Origin of the sequence: Methylobacterium symbioticum, from assembly GCF_902141845.1 — a bacterium.
GTDB lineage: Bacteria > Pseudomonadota > Alphaproteobacteria > Rhizobiales > Beijerinckiaceae > Methylobacterium > Methylobacterium symbioticum.
In genome coordinates this window covers 1-18,416 of sequence record NZ_CABFPH010000102.1, presented here as the reverse complement: position 1 = coordinate 18,416, position 18,416 = coordinate 1, and the positions used below count along the sequence as shown (strand labels likewise).

18 protein-coding genes and 1 pseudogene are annotated in these 18,416 nt (G+C 68.0%); 16 read left to right on the top strand and 3 right to left on the bottom strand.

The window, feature by feature from the left end; translation table 11 throughout:
• The 5 genes and pseudogenes from MET9862_RS23630 to MET9862_RS23615 form a co-directional block, all read left to right on the top strand.
• Nucleotides 1-321 (top strand): UDP binding domain-containing protein (locus MET9862_RS23630; protein ID WP_280178989.1); only part of this gene is annotated, 321 nt, incomplete at its 5' end.
• 74 nt (nucleotides 322-395) lie between these two features.
• A complete protein-coding gene (locus MET9862_RS23625) occupies nucleotides 396-1,343 on the top strand; it encodes a UDP-glucuronic acid decarboxylase family protein (protein ID WP_142585272.1) in 948 nt (315 codons plus the stop codon).
• Nucleotides 1,344-1,406: 63 nt separating this feature from the next.
• Nucleotides 1,407-3,113, top strand: coding sequence for a glycosyltransferase family 61 protein (locus MET9862_RS23620; protein WP_142585268.1), 1,707 nt, complete (start codon nucleotides 1,407-1,409; stop codon nucleotides 3,111-3,113).
• A gap of 59 nt (nucleotides 3,114-3,172) precedes the next feature.
• Nucleotides 3,173-3,361, top strand: a pseudogene (locus tag MET9862_RS30270) (IS481 family transposase); the annotation flags it as partial.
• A gap of 328 nt (nucleotides 3,362-3,689) precedes the next feature.
• The gene (locus tag MET9862_RS23615; RefSeq protein WP_142585266.1) at nucleotides 3,690-3,947 is read left to right on the top strand and encodes a hypothetical protein; all 258 of its coding nucleotides are present in this window, start codon (nucleotides 3,690-3,692) and stop codon (nucleotides 3,945-3,947) included.
• A 59-nt stretch (nucleotides 3,948-4,006) separates the two neighbouring features.
• On the opposite strand, the gene MET9862_RS23610 is transcribed toward MET9862_RS23615, so the two are convergent.
• Complete coding sequence (locus MET9862_RS23610; RefSeq protein WP_142585264.1) at nucleotides 4,007-4,279, bottom strand: hypothetical protein; 273 nt, start codon at nucleotides 4,277-4,279, stop codon at nucleotides 4,007-4,009.
• Nucleotides 4,280-4,456: 177 nt separating this feature from the next.
• On the opposite strand from MET9862_RS23610, the gene MET9862_RS23605 reads away from it, so the two are divergent.
• From MET9862_RS23605 to MET9862_RS23595, 4 genes are all read left to right on the top strand, one after another.
• A complete protein-coding gene (locus MET9862_RS23605) occupies nucleotides 4,457-4,657 on the top strand; it encodes a hypothetical protein (protein WP_142585262.1) in 201 nt (66 codons plus the stop codon).
• Between the two features lie 245 nt (nucleotides 4,658-4,902).
• Complete coding sequence (locus MET9862_RS30520; RefSeq protein ID WP_280178988.1) at nucleotides 4,903-5,031, top strand: hypothetical protein; 129 nt, start codon at nucleotides 4,903-4,905, stop codon at nucleotides 5,029-5,031.
• Nucleotides 5,032-5,510: 479 nt separating this feature from the next.
• The gene (locus MET9862_RS23600; protein ID WP_142585260.1) at nucleotides 5,511-6,815 is read left to right on the top strand and encodes an MFS transporter; all 1,305 of its coding nucleotides are present in this window, start codon (nucleotides 5,511-5,513) and stop codon (nucleotides 6,813-6,815) included.
• Nucleotides 6,816-6,826: 11 nt separating this feature from the next.
• Complete coding sequence (locus MET9862_RS23595; RefSeq protein WP_142585258.1) at nucleotides 6,827-7,711, top strand: amidohydrolase family protein; 885 nt, start codon at nucleotides 6,827-6,829, stop codon at nucleotides 7,709-7,711.
• Nucleotides 7,712-7,782: 71 nt separating this feature from the next.
• Here MET9862_RS23595 and MET9862_RS29605 read toward each other — a convergent pair whose 3' ends face one another.
• Entirely contained in the window at nucleotides 7,783-7,920 is a 138-nt protein-coding gene (locus tag MET9862_RS29605) for a hypothetical protein (protein ID WP_185156979.1), read from the bottom strand.
• 219 nt (nucleotides 7,921-8,139) lie between these two features.
• Between MET9862_RS29605 and MET9862_RS23590 the strand changes: the two genes are divergently transcribed.
• The 4 genes from MET9862_RS23590 to MET9862_RS23575 all read left to right on the top strand — a co-directional run bounded on the left by MET9862_RS23590 (nucleotide 8,140) and on the right by MET9862_RS23575 (nucleotide 12,908).
• A complete protein-coding gene (locus MET9862_RS23590) occupies nucleotides 8,140-9,459 on the top strand; it encodes a VpsF family polysaccharide biosynthesis protein (RefSeq protein WP_142585256.1) in 1,320 nt (439 codons plus the stop codon).
• Between the two features lie 126 nt (nucleotides 9,460-9,585).
• On the top strand, nucleotides 9,586-10,674 hold the full coding sequence (locus MET9862_RS23585; RefSeq protein WP_185156978.1) for an endo-1,4-beta-xylanase: 1,089 nt from the start codon (nucleotides 9,586-9,588) through the stop codon (nucleotides 10,672-10,674).
• Nucleotides 10,675-10,696: 22 nt separating this feature from the next.
• Complete coding sequence (locus tag MET9862_RS23580; RefSeq protein WP_185156977.1) at nucleotides 10,697-11,740, top strand: acyltransferase family protein; 1,044 nt, start codon at nucleotides 10,697-10,699, stop codon at nucleotides 11,738-11,740.
• Nucleotides 11,741-11,936: 196 nt separating this feature from the next.
• Entirely contained in the window at nucleotides 11,937-12,908 is a 972-nt protein-coding gene (locus tag MET9862_RS23575) for a phosphoribosylaminoimidazolesuccinocarboxamide synthase (protein WP_142585252.1), read from the top strand.
• 210 nt (nucleotides 12,909-13,118) lie between these two features.
• Here MET9862_RS23575 and MET9862_RS23570 read toward each other — a convergent pair whose 3' ends face one another.
• Nucleotides 13,119-14,366 (bottom strand): MFS transporter, encoded by a 1,248-nt coding sequence (locus tag MET9862_RS23570; protein WP_244612870.1) that lies wholly within the window; start codon nucleotides 14,364-14,366, stop codon nucleotides 13,119-13,121.
• A gap of 91 nt (nucleotides 14,367-14,457) precedes the next feature.
• Between MET9862_RS23570 and MET9862_RS23565 the strand changes: the two genes are divergently transcribed.
• The 3 genes from MET9862_RS23565 to MET9862_RS23555 all read left to right on the top strand — a co-directional run.
• Nucleotides 14,458-15,411, top strand: a complete 954-nt coding sequence (locus tag MET9862_RS23565) for a LysR family transcriptional regulator (protein ID WP_142585250.1) — start codon at nucleotides 14,458-14,460, stop codon at nucleotides 15,409-15,411.
• A 332-nt stretch (nucleotides 15,412-15,743) separates the two neighbouring features.
• Entirely contained in the window at nucleotides 15,744-16,232 is a 489-nt protein-coding gene (locus tag MET9862_RS23560; RefSeq protein WP_142585249.1) for a DUF2721 domain-containing protein, read from the top strand.
• Nucleotides 16,233-16,559: 327 nt separating this feature from the next.
• The coding region (locus tag MET9862_RS23555; protein WP_142585270.1) for a PAS domain-containing protein at nucleotides 16,560-18,416 on the top strand (1,857 nt) is incomplete at its 3' end.

Genomic DNA, 18,416 nt, shown 5'->3' with positions numbered 1-18,416 from the left:
CGCGACGCGCCGGCGCTCGCCATCGTGGCCGGCCTGCAGGATGCCGGCGCCCGGGTGCGCGCCTACGATCCCGAGGGCATGGACCAGGCCCGCGCGCTGATGCCGGGGCTCGCCTATGCGGAGGATCCCTATGCCTGCGCCGAGGGAGCCGACGCCCTCGTCATCGTGACCGAGTGGGATGCCTTCCGGGCGCTGGACTTCGCCCGTCTGCGCGAGCGGATGGCACAACCGGTGCTTGTCGACCTGCGGAACGTGTACTCTGCCGAAGATGCCGAGAAGCATGGCTTCTCCTATACTGGCGTCGGCAAGAAATCCGCCTGACACATAAGGCTTGTCGAAGCTGGACACGTCCACAAGGGAACCGGAACTTGCGCTACGGCAATACGAAAAAGATCATGGTGACCGGCGGTGCCGGCTTCCTCGGCTCGCATCTATGCGAACGGCTCCTTGATCAGGGCCACGAGATACTATGCGTCGACAATTTTTTCACTGGCTCACGGCGTAACATTGCGCATCTACTCGGCAACCCTCGCTTCGAGATGCTGCGGCATGATGTGACGTTCCCGCTCTACGTGGAGGTGGACGAGATCTATAATCTCGCGTGCCCCGCCTCTCCGGTGCATTACCAGTTCGACCCGGTACAGACGACGAAGACGAGCGTCATCGGGGCGATCAACATGCTCGGCCTCGCCAAGCGGGTGAAAGCCAAGATCTTTCAGGCTTCAACCTCGGAGGTCTACGGCGACCCTGAGGTGCATCCTCAACCGGAAGAGTACTGGGGCCGTGTCAACCCGATCGGCTTTCGCTCCTGTTATGACGAGGGCAAGCGCTGTGCCGAGACGCTGTTCTTTGATTACCGCAGACAGCACAACCTACAGATCAAGGTGGTGCGGATCTTCAACACCTATGGCCCCCGGATGCACCCAAACGATGGGCGCGTGGTCTCGAACCTGATCATGCAGGCTCTCAAGGGCGAGGACATCACCCTGTACGGCGACGGCCAGCAGACCCGCTCGTTCTGCTATGTGGACGATCTGATCGACGGGTTCATCCGCCTGATGGACACCGGACCTGAGATCACAGGCCCGATCAACATCGGCAATCCAGGCGAATTCACCATCCGTCAGTTGGCCGATCTGGTGATCGAGATAACGGGTTCGAAGTCCAAACTGGTCCATCGACCTCTTCCTCCGGACGATCCCCGGCAACGCCGCCCGGACATCACGAAGGCAAAGGAAATTCTCGGCTGGTCTCCCACAATCGACCTGAAAGCCGGATTGGAGAAGACGGTTTTGTATTTCGATGCCTACCTCCGTGAAGCAAACAACAGGGACCAATCCTGATCGCCAGTCGGTAAGAAATCGCCGACGGTGACTATGGCTTGCGTTTGCGGATGAGGTGAGAGGGTGCGCTATTTCTACCGGGCCTTGTGGTCTCAGTACAATCCTGCGGAATATTGGCATCGCGTGAGTTCTGCTCAGGAGAGCTGGCGCGCGTCCCTGGTCGATTTGCTGGCTGACCATTTCCCGGTCGTTTTTGTCGACAGTACGCAGGAGACTGGTGAACTTATCGGTCGCGTTGCGATTGACAAAGAATCCAAGTTTAGCTTCGTAGACGCAAGCAAAATACACGACACAACCGCAGGACCCTGCGGGCTGGTTTACATGACGGATCCGGCGGACGTTCTGGCCGTCTTTGATAAGACATGCCAAGCCCTCCAGCCAGAGGCTGCGATTTTTCGGGTGTATCCCCCGCGTGCTGAAAAAATCGATCTTGTCAGCCAGTGGACCGAGCTATTCTCTCGATTGAGCGCACTCGGATACAGCGTTTTAGACCCCTGCGGCGAGGATTTTTCTGTCGAAGATCAGTATCTTCATTCCTCGACGTTCTATGCCATCGCACTCAAGCGCGGAGCCCATCACCCTGATTTGGCGAGCGTAACCGCGAATTACATCGATCAACTGGCGTTTGACGTCACGCGCACAGTCGTGGCGCCTGAATTTCTACATCAGTCGGCGGAGGTCGTTTCGCTCAGAACAGCCGCGTTGGCGTCGGGTGGTTCGTATCAGGCAGCGAGATCACCAAACGGAATATTTGAGATCAACCAAAGAAAGGTCGTTTCGTCGGATAGTGCGATCGAGCTCGCGCGTTTTGGATCTGCATTGGTCCTTCCGAAGCCCGGCTGGAAGGTGTTTGCCGACAATCGCTATTATGTCGAGGAGATCGGGCCGTCGGATTGGTCCGGCCTGTACAAAATTTCGCATTGGCGCAGCCTCGACGGTTTCTGGGGCATCAACGACAGTTCACCCGTGATCGAAAGGAGGGATATTCCGGAAGGAAGCTTTCTTCTCGGTGGAGACCCGGCCTATTATCACTGGATATTCAATTTTCTTCCGCGCCTCAAAGCGGCAGAATTGCTGCCTCATATGCGGCAATCGACCGATCCGCTTCCGATTCTGGTTCCAGATATAATGCCGGATCGTCTGCTGGGCTTTATTTCAAAGCTCGCCAAATTCCCCTTCACTCTCATACGGCTATCGGATCAGGCGATCTATAAAATCAAGAATCTTTATGTACCGAGCTACTATTCTTCACACGAGGCCTGCCTCGACGTCTCACAATTTTACAAAGAACGGCTCAATCTCTCAGGGACCAAGGGCTTTCGGAAGATTTATATCTCCCGATCGGATGCGCGTGACGCATCGACCCCGCGCCGGAAGGTTCACAACGAGGCCGAAGTGATTGATTTCTTGGAGCGCTATGGATTCGAGCCTGTCGCGCTCGGAGATGCATCGCCTGACGATCAGATCCGGATATTTTCCGAGGCGAGCTTCGTTATCGGATCCCATGGGGCCGCATTCGCCAACATGGTTTTTTCCCCGCCGGGCACCAGGGCGATCATATTTGAGAATAGCTGGAACCATACTTTTATGAAGGATGTCTTGATCGCCAATCTTATCGAAGCCAATACATTATTGTGCCAAGACGTCTTCGACGAAGCATATGAGGGCGCTGCCATCAGCCGTGGAGAATCTGCGGATGAGATCAGGCGATCGCGAGATATGATTGTCGATCTGAACAGTTTGCGGACCATGCTGTCCGAAGGTGTTTGATCCCGTGGTGTGGTGGTGCGGTTGACCACCATGCTGCGAGGCATGCGGCTCAGGGCCCAATGCTCGACGGCTGTGCCCGCACGGCGGAGGCGATCCGTCGCGCGATACAGCGACGTCGAGGGAGTGGGGGAGCGTTGGCCAAGCGCTCCGGCGTCAGCCCGACGACGATCCAGAAAAGGCGCGGACGGCAGCCGGCGGCCGATGCCGCCATGGGGCCGAAGGAACCTCGATCGACGGTCCTGACGCTCCCCGTGCCTCAAACCGCGATGCGGGCGGCCAGTGATCCTCTGACCCGGGAGATTTTTGCGACCGCGAACCGGCGGAGGGTGCAAGGGCGGCACTGGACGGGAGCGTGATAACGCAAGCAACGCGTCGAGGGAGGTCAGTCGGCGCCCCGCTGCGCTGATGAGCGGAGCGCGCGCCGGACTGAGTGCAGCGCTGCACGGGTCGGATAGATTTGAAAACCGCCGTCGACTATCCTGTGTAAGAACTTTCAATTTACTGTATCTTAAGGTATCAATACGATGCTCCGTTGGCCCTGCCCTGACCGGGCCAGCGCGGCTTGAGGCGAAGTCGATGATCCTCATCTTGGCAGCGGCGCTCATCTCCGGGTTCGGCAGCGTCGCCATCGTTGTCTGGACAAGTCCGCTCCTGGCCCTGGTGATCGGTCCGATCGTGGGCAGCGTGGCGTCCTTGCTCGCGGCCTTCTATCTGGCCTGGCGCCGGGGATCGCATCTGCAGAACGAGGCGAAGCTCAGCTTGCCGAGAGGCTCGATGGTTTCGGCCCTTCGTGACGTCGCACGGAAAGGACACGCATCGGCCGGGCCGTCATGAAGGCTGCCGATGACGCGATCCGGACTGATCGAGAGCGTATCCGGCTCGGCACCGATGGCTCAATGCGTGTGCCGGAGGGCCGTAATCTCTGAAAGGACATCATCGCACATCGCTTCGATGCACTCCAAGTCCTCGTCCTCGACGTCGAGGCCGCCGTTGCGGATGAAGCCGCCGATGGCCGCCAGCGTCAGCGTGTGGGCGAAGTTCGCGACCTCCTCGGTCTCTTCTCCGCCCAGCGCCAACCACATCTGCCGAACCGTTGTGACGGCTGCTGCCATGGCTGCGACACCGGCTTTGGACAGAGGCGGCGGCTCATCGATCTCAGGGTTCATCCGGCATCCCTTTTCGCCGTCTCTGGCCGCGAATAGGGCTGTCTAGCGCAATCGACGCCGCAGAACTTGCTATCGCTCAAGAAGGCGTGATGCGCCGCCAGAATGCCCGCGTCGCCGTATTCTGCGGCCCGACCCCAGCGGGGTCCGCCGACGCGCGCATGCGCTGGATCAGGCCGCATGACGGGGCGCGCGATGAGCTACCAGGTTCTGATGTCATCGCGCTCGGTTCGGGAATGGATCGGCGCCGGGGCCTCGACCCGGGGAGCCACGCAGGCCGCCCAGACGATCGCGGAAACGACCGTGAGCAAAGCGGTGACGATAGGAAAAGAGATCGATGCGGACATGGGACTTGGCGCAGCTCAGTTGAGTCTGTTCTAGGCTGCGGTGCGGACAGTGAAAACCAATCTCTGCGGAGATACGGTCGCGAATTTTACAATGTGTCTAAATCGCAACGCTCAAGATTTGCTATGATTCAAGTAAAAAACCGAACAAATTTAATGTAAAATTAGTTGAGTGTCTCCGATGCTGAACATCGCTGTCCGCTGGGCTGTATTGGCCGACATTCGGAGAGGTCAGTGCTTCACGATCTGCGGAACGCAATGCGCGGCCATCGGAGCAGGCGCTTGAAGGGCATCCGGCTTCCGTCGCCGGACCAGACCGAAGCGAGCGGGGACGACCCGCAGCAGGTCGAGGTGGCCATCACCATCATGCTCATTGCGGTCTGCGCGGTGATCGCGAGCGCGATGGTTTGAGCGCGCGGGGAGCGACAGATCCTGCGCGCTGCCTCCGGATGCCGGCTGATCCCTGCGATGCGGGCTGCGCTGGGCCCGCTATGGTCCATCCTCCGCCCCGTGCCCGCATGCCCTGTGCTCGGGCAGTGCGAGCGCGCCCCGCCGAGATGGACGCCGCTTCGGCGCGGGAGAGCGCGTCGAAGACAAGGACTTGAGAGCCGTTCCCGATTGCAATGCGATCGGGAACGGCTCTCGGGCACTCTCCGCCGAAGTGGATGCCGGTTCGGCGAAAGAGAGCGCGTCAAACCAGGGGGCGTAGAGCCGTTCCCCGATTGCAATGCGATCGGGAACGGCTCTCGGGCGCTCTCCGCCGAAGTGGATGCCGGTTTGGCGAAAGAGAGCGCGTCAAACCAGGGGCCTAGAGCCGTTCCCGATTGCAATGCGATCGGGAACGGCTCTAGGCATCGCGGAGGGTGACACGACATCCGGGAGGCGGTGGCATGGGTGTGGCGGCGGAGCCCGGCGGGGCCGGGCTGGAGCAGGTGGCGATCGAGGATGCCAGCCTCGGTGCCTTTTACCGCAGCATGAACCCGACCGAACGGCACACGTTCTGGGCCTGTGCCGCGGGCTGGGCGCTCGATGGCATGGACTTCATGATCTACCCGCTGGTGATCGGCACGATCATCAGCCTGTGGAAGGTCGATGCCGGTACGGCGGGGCTCGCAGCCACCGTCACGCTCCTCGCCTCGGCGCTCGGCGGCTGGCTCGCCGGCTACCTTGCCGACCGCATCGGCCGGGTGCTGACGCTGCAGATCACCATCCTCTGGTTCTCGTTCTTCTCCCTGGTCTGCGCCTTCGCGCAGAGCTTCGAGCAACTCCTCGTCGCGCGCGCGCTGCTCGGGCTCGGATTCGGCGGCGAGTGGGCGGCCGGTGCCGTGCTGATGGGCGAGACCATCCGGGCGCAGTATCGCGGCCGCGCGGTGGGCTCGGTCCAGTCCGGCTGGGCCATCGGCTGGGGCATGGCGGTGCTGGCCCAGGCCCTGCTGTTCTCCTGGCTGCCACCCGAGAGCGCGTGGCGCTGGATGTTCGCGGTCGGCGCGCTGCCCGCGCTCCTCGTGTTCTATCTCCGCCGCTACGTGAAGGAGCCGGAGGTCGCCGCCGAGACCCGGGCGCGGGCCGCGGCCACGGGCGACCGGCCGCGGATCTGGGAGATCTTCTCCGGGCCGGTGCTGCGCACGACCATCCTCGCCTCGCTGGCCGCGGCCGGCTGCCAGGGCGGCTACTACGCGATCACCACCTGGCTGCCGCGCTTCCTCACCACCGAGCGCGGCCTCTCGATCGTCTCCTCCACCGGCTATCTCGCCGCGCTCATCGTCGGCTCATTCGCCGGCTACCTCGTCGGCGCCTGGCTTGCGGACCGGCTCGGGCGGCGCCCGCTCTTCCTGATCTTCTCCCTCGGCGCCATCGCGGTCATCCTGGCCTATACCCAGCTGCCGCTCTCGAATGCGGTGCTGTGGGTGCTGGGCTTCCCGCTCGGCTTCTTCGCCTCCGGCTATTTCTCAGGGATGGGGGCGTTCCTGACCGAACTCTACCCGACGCGCCTGCGCGGCTCGGGGCAGGGCTTCTGCTACAATTTCGGGCGCGGCATCGGCGCCCTGTTCCCGGCGCTGGTCGGCTACCTGTCGGGGCAGGTCGGCCTCGCCTCCGCCATCGCGATCTTCGCGGCGGTCGCCTACGGCGTGTTCTTCCTGGCGGCCTTCGCCCTGCCGGAGACCCGCGGCCGCGTGCTCCACGCCGATTCCTGAGGAGACGGTTGATGACCGAGACGACGGCCGGAATCCGCGCCTGCCCGGCACCTGACCCGAACCCCGGCGGCCCGGCCCGCTACGCCGTCCCCGCAGGGGCGGTCGACACCCATGCCCACGTCATCGGGCTGCCGCCGGATTATCCCCTGGTCGCCGACCGCAGCTATACCCCGCCCGCCGCGCCGGCGGAGCGCTACCTCGCCATGCTCGACGCCACCGGCATGGCGAACGGCGTGCTGGTCCAGGTCAGCGTCCACGGCACGGACAACCGGCTGATGGTCGAGACCCTGCGGGCGAACCGGGCGCGCCTGCGCGGCGTCGCGGTGATTCCGCTGGGCCTGCCCGACCGGGACCTCGCCGATCTGAAGGAGGCGGGCGTCGTCGCCCTGCGGCTCAACGTGCTGTTCGGGGGCGGTGTCGGGTTCGAGGATCTCGAATCCTACGGTGCGCTCGCCCGCGAGATGGGCTGGCACCTGCAGTTCCTGGTCGATGCGCGCCAGTTGCCGCCGATGGCCCGGCGCCTCGCCCGGCTGCCGGTGCCCTTCGTCGTCGACCATATGGGCCACATGCCGACCGCGGCCGGCCTCGACGATCCGGGCTTCCGCACCCTGGTCGACCTCGTGCGCGACGGGGCCTGGGTGAAGCTGTCGGGCGCCTTCCGCACCTCGGTCGCGGGCGCGCCCTTCGCCGACACGATTCCCTTCGCCCGCGCGCTGAACGACGCCGCGCCGGAGCGCTGCCTCTGGGGCTCGGACTGGCCGCACGTGGCCGCCTGGGACGGGCCGCCCCCGGTCGGCGACCTTCTCGACCTCGTGGCCGACTGGATCCCGGACGAGGAGCGGCGGCGGCATTACTTCGTCGACAACCCGCGCCGCCTCTACGGCTTCCCCGGCTGACACGGCAAAGCCCGCCGCGGACGGGCCGGGCGGGCTCGATCGGATGGGGCCGGGGCGGCCGGTTCGCGGGCTCAGGCGCCTGTCGGGACCGCGCCGATGATGCCGGCGACCTGACCCTCGGTGCCGAGGCGGTCGGCGAGGGCGATGACGAGGGAGATCTGGGCGCCGGCGGCGAGAGCGACGAGGGCGGTGGCGGCGAGGAGGGTCATCGGAGGCGTCCTGCGGGCGGTGTGTGCATTGCGGTAGGCCTCATATCGCATCGCACCATGCTTTTTGGCATGCCATATTTCGCACTCCAATCATGTCTGCGCCGCATGGGCTGAACCTCGCGCCTGTGACGGCCCGGAGCGGCCCGCCTTCCACATGACCGGAACCTTTAAGCTTCTGAGCGAGACTGCCGCTGCGACCCCCTCGATCGGCGAGCGGCCTTGATCTCCCAGGATGCCCCTATCGGTCTGCCGAAGCCGGCCGCCGCGCGCAGGCGCCTCGGCTGGGTGGCGTTGCGCGAGCAACTGACGACCCTCGCGGTCCTGTGCGTGTTCGGCTGCTCGGCGATGCTGCTGACGCATATCGGCTACCGCTACGGCAGTACCGGCGGATCGCCGCTGGAGAAGTTCCACCCCTCGAGCCTGATCCTCACGGCCGCCTTCGGGATCCTCCTGTTCGAGCGCGGCTTCAGCCGCGGCGCGGCGGAGCTGCTCACACGCCACGCCCCGACGGCCATCTTCTTCGCCTGCATCCTCTACCACGCCCTGTACGTGGCGCTGATCGTGGGCCGCCCCGTCACCATGGTGGTCGACACCTTCCTGGCGCCCGGGATGCTCTTCCTGCTCCTGTGCCGCACGAGCCTTGCGGGCACGGTCCGGATCGCGGGGATCATCCACGGGATCATGGCGCTCAACGCGCTGATCGGCTTCTCGGAATCGGCCTTCAAGTGGCGGCTGATCCCCTATTACCTGAACGAGGGCGCCGTCACTTACGACTGGCGCTCCACCGCGCTCCTCGGCCACCCGCTCCAGAACGCCGCGATCACCGCGATCTACGCCTTCCTGCTGCTCGCCGGATCGCGCGGCGGCCTGCCGCGGAACCTCGTCCTGCCGGCCTTCGCCCTGCAATTCGCGGCGCTGCCGGCCTTCGGCGGCCGCACGGCGACGGTCCTGCTGCTGGTGCTCGGGCTCCTCTGGCTGCTGAAGGAGGGCGTGCTGATCGTGCTCGGCAAGCGCTTCCCGCTCGCGCGCCTGCTCTGGCTCTGCCTCGGGCTGCCGGTCCTGGCGCTCGCGCTCTGGTCCCTCTCCGATAGCGCCTACGTGACCGCCTTCCTCGACCGCTTCGTGGAGGACGAGGGCAGCGCCGAGACCCGCGTCATGATGCTGGGTCTGTTCTCGCATTTCTCGTGGTCGGACCTGTTCTTCGGCCCCGATGCGGCCCGGCTCGACACGATCGCCGCCAGCGCCGGCCTCGAATACGGCATCGAGAGCTTCATCATCGCGTTCCTGCTCCAGACCGGCATCTTCGCCGCGAGCCTGATCTTCATCGGGCTGGCCGCCTTCTCGCTCGATCTGGTTCGGATCCTGTCGCGGCCCGGCATCCTGGCGCTGGTGGTCTTCCTCGCGCTCAACGCCTCGACGACCGGGCTGTCGAGCAAGGGAACGACCTTCACCCTGTTCGTCGCGCTCGCCATGGCCCTCGACGGCGCGCAGCCCGGCACCTGGCTGAACCGCAGGCTCGCGGAGACCGGCTCGGCCTGACCCGGTCCCGAGCCCGGTCCCGCCGGCGGAGATCGTGTGCCGGAATGGGGCAGGCCGGCCCGGCACGGTGGTTGCGCCCGTCGCCCCGGCCGCAGCCGGCGGCCGCATGGGTGTTGCGAAGCGATGATGCGCCGTCCCGATCCGACGCGACGGGGCCTGCTCCTCGGAGCCGGTGCTCTCCTGGCCGCCGGCCGGGTGGGGGCGGCCGAGGCCGAGGACATCGCCGCCGTGCCCTCACTCGGCGCGCTGGCGGCGCGACGCGGCCTGCGCTTCGGCGCCGCGGTCGACCGCGCGGTGCTCGACGACCCGCTTGTGGCGGCCCTCTATCGCCACCAAACCCGCATCGTGACCATCGACACGGCCCTGAAATTCGCGGCGATCCGGCCCCGGCCCGAGGTCGCCGATTTCGCGGAGGCCGACGCCCTGGTGGAGTTCGCCCGGGGGGCGGGGCTCGCGGTGCGCGGGCACAATCTGATCTGGAACGAGGGCCAGCCCGATTGGGTCCGGCGGCTGTCCCGGCGCGAGGCCGCCTACTGGCTGGACCGCCACATTGCGGAGACGGTCGGCCGCTATGCCGGCCGCCTGCACTCCTGGGACGTGGTCAACGAGCCGCTCTGGCCGGATCACGGCCTGCCCGGGGGCCTGCGCGACGGCCCGTGGTCTGCGGGGCTCGGGCGCGATTACATCCGTCGCAGCTTCGTGGCCGCCCACAGGGCCGATCCGAAGGTGCCCCTCGTGCTGAACGAGGCCGGTCCCGAATGGAAGCAGGGTTTCGTGCCGGGCACGCGCTACCGGGCCGATTTCCTGCGCCTCGTGGACGAGCTGCAGCATGCGGGCGTGCGCCTCGATGCGGTCGGGCTCGAATGTCACTGGTTTCCCGGCTTCACCTTCGATCCCGACGCCTTCGCCGAGCTGGTGCAGCAGCTCGCCCGGCGCAAGCTCGACGTCTACCTCACCGAGATCGACGTGAACGACCGCGACTTCCCCGGCGGCATCCCTGAGCGGGACGCCCAGGTGGCGGCGCGCTACGCCGAGCTGATGCGCGCGGCCCTGCGCGAGCCGGCGATCCGGATCGTGCAGACCTGGGAGCTGACCGATGGCCAGACCTGGCTGCGCGACGTGCAGCGCGGCCCCCGCCGGCCGCGTCCGCTGCCCTTCGACGAATCCTGCCGGCCGAAGCCGGCCTACCACGCCATCGCCGCTGCCTTGGCGTGAGCCGGACGAGAGGAGGAATCCGATGCTGATCGGCCTGCAATATCTGCGCGGCGTCGCGGCCCTGATGATCGTGTATTTCCATGCGGTCGGTCCGGTGGAGCGCCTGACCGGCACGGCGCTGCCCGTCTCGTTCAGCGGCAGCGGCGTCGATCTGTTCTTCGTGCTCAGCGGCTGCGTGATGTGGCTGTCGACCCATGGCCGGGAGGTCGGTCCCGGGCCGTTCCTGCTCAACCGGCTGGTGCGGGTCGCGCCGCTGTACTGGATCCTGACCCTCGCCGTGGCCGGCCTCGCCTTCGCGGCGCCCGCGCTCCTGCGCTCGACCGCCTTCGATCCGGCCCACCTCGTCGCGTCCCTGCTCTTCCTGCCCTGGCCGAACCCCCGCTATCCGGGGCTCTTCCCGGTGATCATCCCCGGCTGGACCCTGAACTACGAGATGTTCTTCTACGCCGTCTTCGCGCTCATGCTGCCGTTCCGGCCGGCTTGGCGCGCCGCCGGCACCCTCGCCGGTCTCGGCGGCCTCGTCCTCGTCGGGCAGATGGTGCAGCCGGGCTCAGGGCTGGCCGCCTTCTACACCGACGCGATCGTGCTGGAATTCGGCCTCGGCGTCCTCGTCGGCGCCCTGTTCACGTCCCGGATCGCCGTTCCGCCGAGGGCGGCCCTGGCCGCGGCGGCGCTCGGCCTCGGCCTCCTGGCCGCCCTGGACGGCACCCTGCCGAAGCTCGTCGCGGCGAGCCTGCCCGCCGCCCTCGTCGTCGGCGGCCTCGCACTCTACGAGCGCGGCGCCGCCGTCCCGCGGCTCGCCCTGGCGCGGCATCTCGGCGATGCCTCCTACGCCCTGTACCTGTCGCATCCGCTGACGCTCGGCCTGCTGGCGGCCGTCGCCGCGAAGCTCGGCCCGGCGGCGTCCGCCCACTGGATCCCCGTCCTCGCCGCGCTGATGATCGGGTCGACGGTGGTCGGCAGCCTGGTCCACCGCCTGGTCGAGCGGCCGGCGACGGAGGCCGCGCGCCGGCTGGTCCGGCCGCGCGCGCAGCCCGCCCGCCGGGCCGCCGCCCCGGCGGCGTGACGCGGGCGGATCGCGGTCCGCGAGGCCCGTCGCCCGCTTGCGCTCGTCCGGGTGCCCTCCTATCACGGCCCGGCCGCTCGAGCCCGCCCCGACCGCGCTGCGATCGGGGCGGGCTGCACGCCATTGTTTCGAGGCGCTCTCCTCCGCCGAACCGGTATCCGCCGCGGCTGAGGAGCGCGCTCAAGGAGGGCCCCGGATGGATGCCGCCGACCTCGCCCCGCACGCCCATCAGGTGCTGACGGAGGCGACCCTTCCGGACCTGCCGAACCACTATCGCGGCAAGGTCCGGGACAATTACGACCTGCCCGACGGCCGGCGCATCCTCATCACCACGGACCGGATCAGCGCCTTCGACCGGGCGCTCGCTTCCATCCCCTTCAAGGGCGAGGTCCTGACCCGCACCGCCCGGTTCTGGTTCGAGCGCACGGGCGACATCTGCCCGAACCACGTCCTCGCCTATCCCGATCCCAACGTGGTGGTGGGGCGGCGCCTCGACATCCTGCCCGTGGAGATCGTGGTGCGCGGCTATCTCGCGGGCACGACCTCGACCTCGATCCTCACCCGCTACAGGGCGGGCGAGCGGACCATGTACGGCCACAGCTTCCCCGAGGGGATGCGGCCGAACGAGCGCCTGCCGCAGGCGATCATCACGCCCACCACCAAGGCCTTCGACGGCGGCCATGACGAGCCGCTGACCGAGGCGGAGATCCTGGGGAAGGGCCTGCTGACGGAGGCGCAATGGGACGCGGTCTCGCGGGCCGCGCTCGCCCTGTTCGCGCGCGGCCAGGAGATCGCGGCCGCCCGCGGCCTGATCCTCGCCGACACCAAGTACGAGTTCGGCCTGGACGCCGATGGCGCCATCGTGCTCGCCGACGAGATCCACACGCCGGATTCGAGCCGCTACTGGTTCGCCGGGAGCTACCCCGAGCGCTTCGCGGCCGGGGCGAGCCCGGAGAGCTTCGACAAGGATTTCGTGCGCAACTGGGTCGTGGCCCGCTGCGATCCCTACACGGACCCGATCCCCGAGATCCCGGCCGAGGTCGTGCTGGAGACGGCGGCCGTCTACATCCGGGCCTTCGAGACGATCACGGGCGAGCGCTTCGCGCTGCCCGACCCCGCCGAGGTGCCGCTGGAGCGCATCCGGCGCAACCTCGCGGCCTATCTCTAGGGTCAAACCTCACGCCGCCTGGCCGCGTGAGGGGCGGTCGAGGATGGCGACCGGGCTTCGATGCCGAGCCAGGACGCGGACGGTCCTTCATCGACCCATCTCGATCGCACGAGTTACTGTCCACGGTGCCCGGAAGCGGGCCTCAAGTCTGCGTCTTGCGGCTCGCCGGAGCTGGCCGAGAGTGACAGCCCTGCGCCGTGGCGGATGCGGTCAGACCTGCGAGGAGCCGCCCAGGAGATCACTGAGCAGCGATAGCGCCCCAAAGCCGGCCCCGGCGGCGCAGACGAGGGGCCAACCGCCCTGCGCCCAGGCATAGCCCGCGACCCCCGAGCCGGCCGCACCGCCGAGAAAGAAGATACCGACGAACAGCGCGTTGACTCGGCCACGCGCCTCAGGAGCCAGCAAGTTGACGGCGCGGCGCCCCAACGTCTGGTCGCCGACCACACCGACATCGACGACGATTGCGGAGAGCACGAGCAGCGCCAAGGCCGGTGTCATGCTGCCGCTCGTGCGATCGGCGAGCCAAGCGAGGCCGAAGGCGAGGATCGTGACACAGTGGGCGGCGACGAGGAGCGGGCGGCTCCAGCCGCGGTCGCCTGCCCGGCCTGCGAAGGGCGCCACCACCGCGCCGCTCGCGCCGGCGAGAGCGAACAGGGCGATGTGGCGTTGGTCGAAGCCGAATGGTGCCGCCGAAAGACGCAAAGCCACCGCCGTCCAGAAGACGCTGAAAGCGGCCATCCCGAAGGCCGCAGTCAGTGCGCGGCGCCGGAGCATGGGCTCGCGGCGCAGCAGTATGACGAGCGATGCGATCAGCGCTGGATAGCGCGTGCGCGCTTCCGGCCGGCGCATCGGCAGGCGCAGTCGCATCAGCAGGATCAGCGCGGCCATGCTCGCCCCAGAGAGCAGGTAGAAGGCGCGCCAACCGAGGAGATCGGCGACGAGGCTCGCGAGGGGGCGCGAGAGCAGGATGCCGACCATCAATCCGCTCATCACATCGCCGACCACGCGGCCACGCTCCGACGCCCTCGCCATCGCTGCAGCCATCGGCACGAGCACTTGGATCGCCGAGCAGGCCGCGCCGAGGACGAAGAGCAGGACGAGGAAGGGTACGGCCGACCGCGTCGCCGCCGCAGCGAATGCGGCGAGCACCGCAGCCCCGAGCAGGGCGACCGTCAAGCGCCGGTTCTCGACGAGGTCGGAAAGCGGGACGAGGAAGAACAGGCCGGCCGCGTAGCCGAGCAGGCTTGCCGTACCGACGAGCCCGGCTTGGGCCGGCAGCATCCCAAGATCCGAAGCGATCGGGCCGACCAGCGTCTGCGGCGCCGTCAGGTTGACGATGATGACCCCGACCGACAGGGCCAGGAACCACACCGTTCCGCGCGCGATCCCCTGTTCCGCCGAGGTCGCGGGCACCGCTTCGGCGGCAACGAAGCTCGCCATGTCTGGACGTGACGCCAACGCTTCCTCCATCCCCGTCATAGGCGGGATGTGCCGCGTCCCGTTTCATGATACAAATCAATGATTGTTAATCGAAACATGCGGGAATCGCATGAACACGCGCGATCTCGAAGCTTTCCTCGCCGTGGTCGAGACCGGCTCGATCATGGCGGCCGCTGCCCGGCTCAACCTGACCCAGCCCGGCGTGACGCGGCGTGTGCAGAGCCTGGAGGAGCAGCTCGGCACCGCATTGTTCGAGCGGCCGGCAAAGCCGCTGCGGCCGACGCTCGCCGGCCGCGAGGCCTACGAGCACGGCCGCCGGGTGATCCAATCGATCGAAGACCTGCGCAGCCATGCGGCGCCGAACGGGGCGATCCGTGGCGAGCTTCGCATCGGCGTCAGCCTCGACCTGTCGGAGGCGGCGCTGGCCGGACCCATCGATGCTCTGCGCGAGACGTTCCCGGACCTGTCGGTGCGGATCACGACCGGGTGGTCGCCCGGCCTGTCGGAGGAGGTGCTGCGCAACCAGATCGACGCGGCGGCGCTGAGCCTGCCGGACGGCACGCGCCCGCCCGAGGAACTGACCACGGAGGCGATCGCCGAACAGCCGGTGCTGGTCGTCGGCGCGCGCGACCTCGACCTATCGGAGACCGTAACGCTTCGCGACCTTGCCCGTTATGCCTGGATCGTCGGGCAGACGGGCTGCGGCTTCCGCACGACCTTGCGCCGCCGGTTCGAGGCGGAGGGCCTGAGCTTCGTCGTGGGCGTCGAAGCGCCGAGCACGGATCTGCGGCTGTCGCTCGCTGCGCGCGGCATCGGCCTGACCCTGATTACTCCGGCACGCCTGCTCCGCAGCTCCTTGTGCGGACGGGTCCGTGCAATTGACCTGGCGGACTTCGCTCCCGTGATCCGCTCTTGGCTGGTGCATCGGCCGAACCCCGGACGCCTGCGCCGGCCGATCACGCTGTTTCGCGACGCGCTGACGCGCGAGGTCCGAGGGGAGAGCGCAGTGTCCGGGGATCAAGGGCCGGTATCCGCTCAGGTTGAGCAGGAGAGCGCGGGCTGAGAGAGCGAAGCAGGCACTCGACGTCGGCGAGACGGAAGCCCTCCTGCTTGCTCGCGCCTCCCGAAAACGGACCGGCAGAAAACCACCCAACCCGGTCGTAGGGGCTGCTCGGCCAAGGCCCTGGATGCGGACCGTCCAGGGCCTGCTGTGGGTTCCAGGCAGCCTCTCGCAGGGTCGAGCGCGTTGCGTCTTGGCCCTGGGACGCTCCTGATCCGAAGGGGAGGCCGGTTCGGCGAAAGACAAGACGTCACGACACCGATCGGGCGCGGCGGCTCCGGGATCGGTGGGCAAGCCCCTCGCCCTGAATGCCGGGGCGGGCTATCTGCCCGCCCATGCCCGATACCGCCAGCCTCGCGCCCGAGGACATCGCCCATATCATCCAGGTCGCCCTGGCGCCCGCCTTCCTGCTGACCGCGCTCGCCACCCTCCTCAACGTGTTCTCGACGCGGCTCGGGCGGGTGGCCGACAAGGTCGATTCGGCCTCGGCCCGCCTGATCGGGGCCGACCCGGCAGAGGCGGGGCGGCTCTCGCGGCAATTGTCCTACCTGCGGCGGCGCTCCTTCGTGCTCGACGTGGCGGTGGTGCTCGCTTGCGCCGGCGCCGGGATGACCGGAGCGGCCGTGCTCACGCTGTTCGTGGGCGCGCTGCGGGACGCCGCCACGGCCTCCGTGCTGTTCGGCTGCTTCGGCGTGGCCCTGGTCTGCACGGTGGCTGCGATCGCCGCCTTCCTCGTCGAGATCCTGATGGCGGGCCGCGGCATCCGCGACGAGGTCGACCGCCAGAAGGATGAGGCGACCGACCGTGGGGCGCGGCCGGCGTGAGGGGCCGGGCGCGGACGATCCCGTCCGGAGCGGCGACCGTGCCGTCAATCCGCCCCGTTCTCGTCCCGGTTCCGCCCGAGGGCTATACCATCGGCCGGGGCCGTCGCTGAGCGGGTTGCCGTCGCCGCGGGATGCCTTCGGGATCCCGTGTCGGACCGGCCCCGGCTGATCCCTTCGGGATGGCGGATCTGGGCTTCGCTCAAGCGCCGCGTGGGCTTCCGGTACGGGCTCCGCTTCGATCGAGCGGCGCCCGTCTCGTGGACGAGGAGCGGGCAGGTGTCGAGGATGGGTGGTCCGGCTGGATCCGTGCAGCGCGCCGCCGCGCGCATGAGCGGTGGCCTCGGCTTCCTGGCGGGCGGGGGCGAAGCCGCCCGCATGATCCGTGAGCGCGACTGGTCCGGCCATCCGCTCGGGGCGCCGCAGGACTGGCCGGAGGCCCTGCGCGTCGCGCTCGGCCTCGTCCTGAACTCGCCCGAGTCGATGATCCTCGCCTGGGGCCCGGAGCTGCACTTCTTCTTCAACGACACCTATGTCCCGCTGCTCGGCCCGCGTCTCGCCTGGGCCATGGGCGAGCGCTTCGACCGGGTCTGGGCCGATGCCTGGGACCAGGCCAAGCCGATCATCGACGACGCCATGGCCGGGCGCAGCCGCCGCTTCCAGGACCTGCCCTGGACGCTCGGCACCGACCGCGGCGCCGCCGAGACCTGGTGGAGCTTCTCCTATTCGCGCGTGCTCGACGCGGACGGCCTCGTCGCGGGCCTGTTCATCCTGACGAGCGAGACCACCGAGCGGGTGCTCGCCGAGCGCCGCCGGCAGGAGGCGGAGGACGCGCTCCGGGCCGAGCGCGACCGGGCGCAGGGCGTGCTCGACAAGATGGACGAGGCCTTCGCGCTCCTCGACCGGGACCTGTGCATCCTCGACCTGAATGCCAGCGCCGAGCGGATGGAGCGCCGGCCGCGCGCCGCGATCGTCGGACGCTCGCATCGCGACCTCTATCCCGACGCCGATCCGCTGCTGGAGCAGACCTTGACCCGCGCCCTGCGCGCGGGCGTGCCGGCCGCGCTGGAGCACCGCTTCACCTGGCCGGACGGGCGCGTGAGCTGGATCGAGATGCGTGCCTATCCGGTCCAGGACGGGCTCGCCGTGTTCTACCGGGACGTGACCGCCCGGCGGGAGGACCAGGAGCGCCTGCGCCGGAGCGAGGCCTTCCTCTCGGCAACGCTGGAGGCCCTCCCGGTCGGCGTGATCATGGCCGATGCGGACGGCCGGATCCTGCGCGACAACGCGGCCAATCGCGAGCTCTGGGGCGTGCCGCCGGAGACCACGACCTGGGAGGGCTACGGCGACTGGGCCGGGTACTGGCCGGAAACCGGCGAGCGCCTGCGCGCCGAGGAGTGGGGGATGGCCCGGGCGCTGCTGCGCGGCGAGACCGTGCGTGGCGAGCTCGTGGAGATCGAGCGCTTCGATGGCGGCGGCCGGCGGCTCTTCCTCAACAACGCCGCGCCGATCCGCGGCGCCGACGGGGCGATTCTCGGCGGCGTGGTGGCCGAACTCGACGTGACCGACCGGATCGCGGTCGAGCGGCGGCTGCGGGCGAGCGAGGCGCTCGCCCGCGAGAACGTGGAGCGCGTCCAGCTCGCGCTCACCGCGGGCGCCATCATCGGCACCTGGATCTGGGATCTGCCCACCGACCGCTTCACCGTGGACGAGGCCTTCGCCCGCAATTTCGGCCTCGATCCGGACCTGGGCCGCGACGGCCTGAGCCTGGAACAGGTGATCGGGACGGTCCATCCGGACGACAAGCAGGCCCTGGTCGCGGCGATCGGGGAGGCGGTCCGGCGCGGAGGTCCCTACGCGCACCAGTATCGGGTGCGGCGCGCCGACGGAAACTACTACTGGTTGGAGGCGAATGGCCGCGTCGAGCACGGGCCGGACGGGACGCCGCAGCGCTTTCCCGGCGTCCTCATCGATGTCGAGGAGCGCCGTGCCGTCGAGGCCGAGCGCGACCGCGCCAACGCGCAGCTGCGCGCGCTCACCGACACGCTGGAGAGCCGCGTCGCCGAGCGCACGGCCGAGCTGATGCTCGCCGAGGAGGCGCTTCGGCAGGCCCAGAAGATGGAGGCGGTGGGCCAGCTGACGGGGGGTCTGGCGCACGACTTCAACAACCTGCTCACCGGCATCACC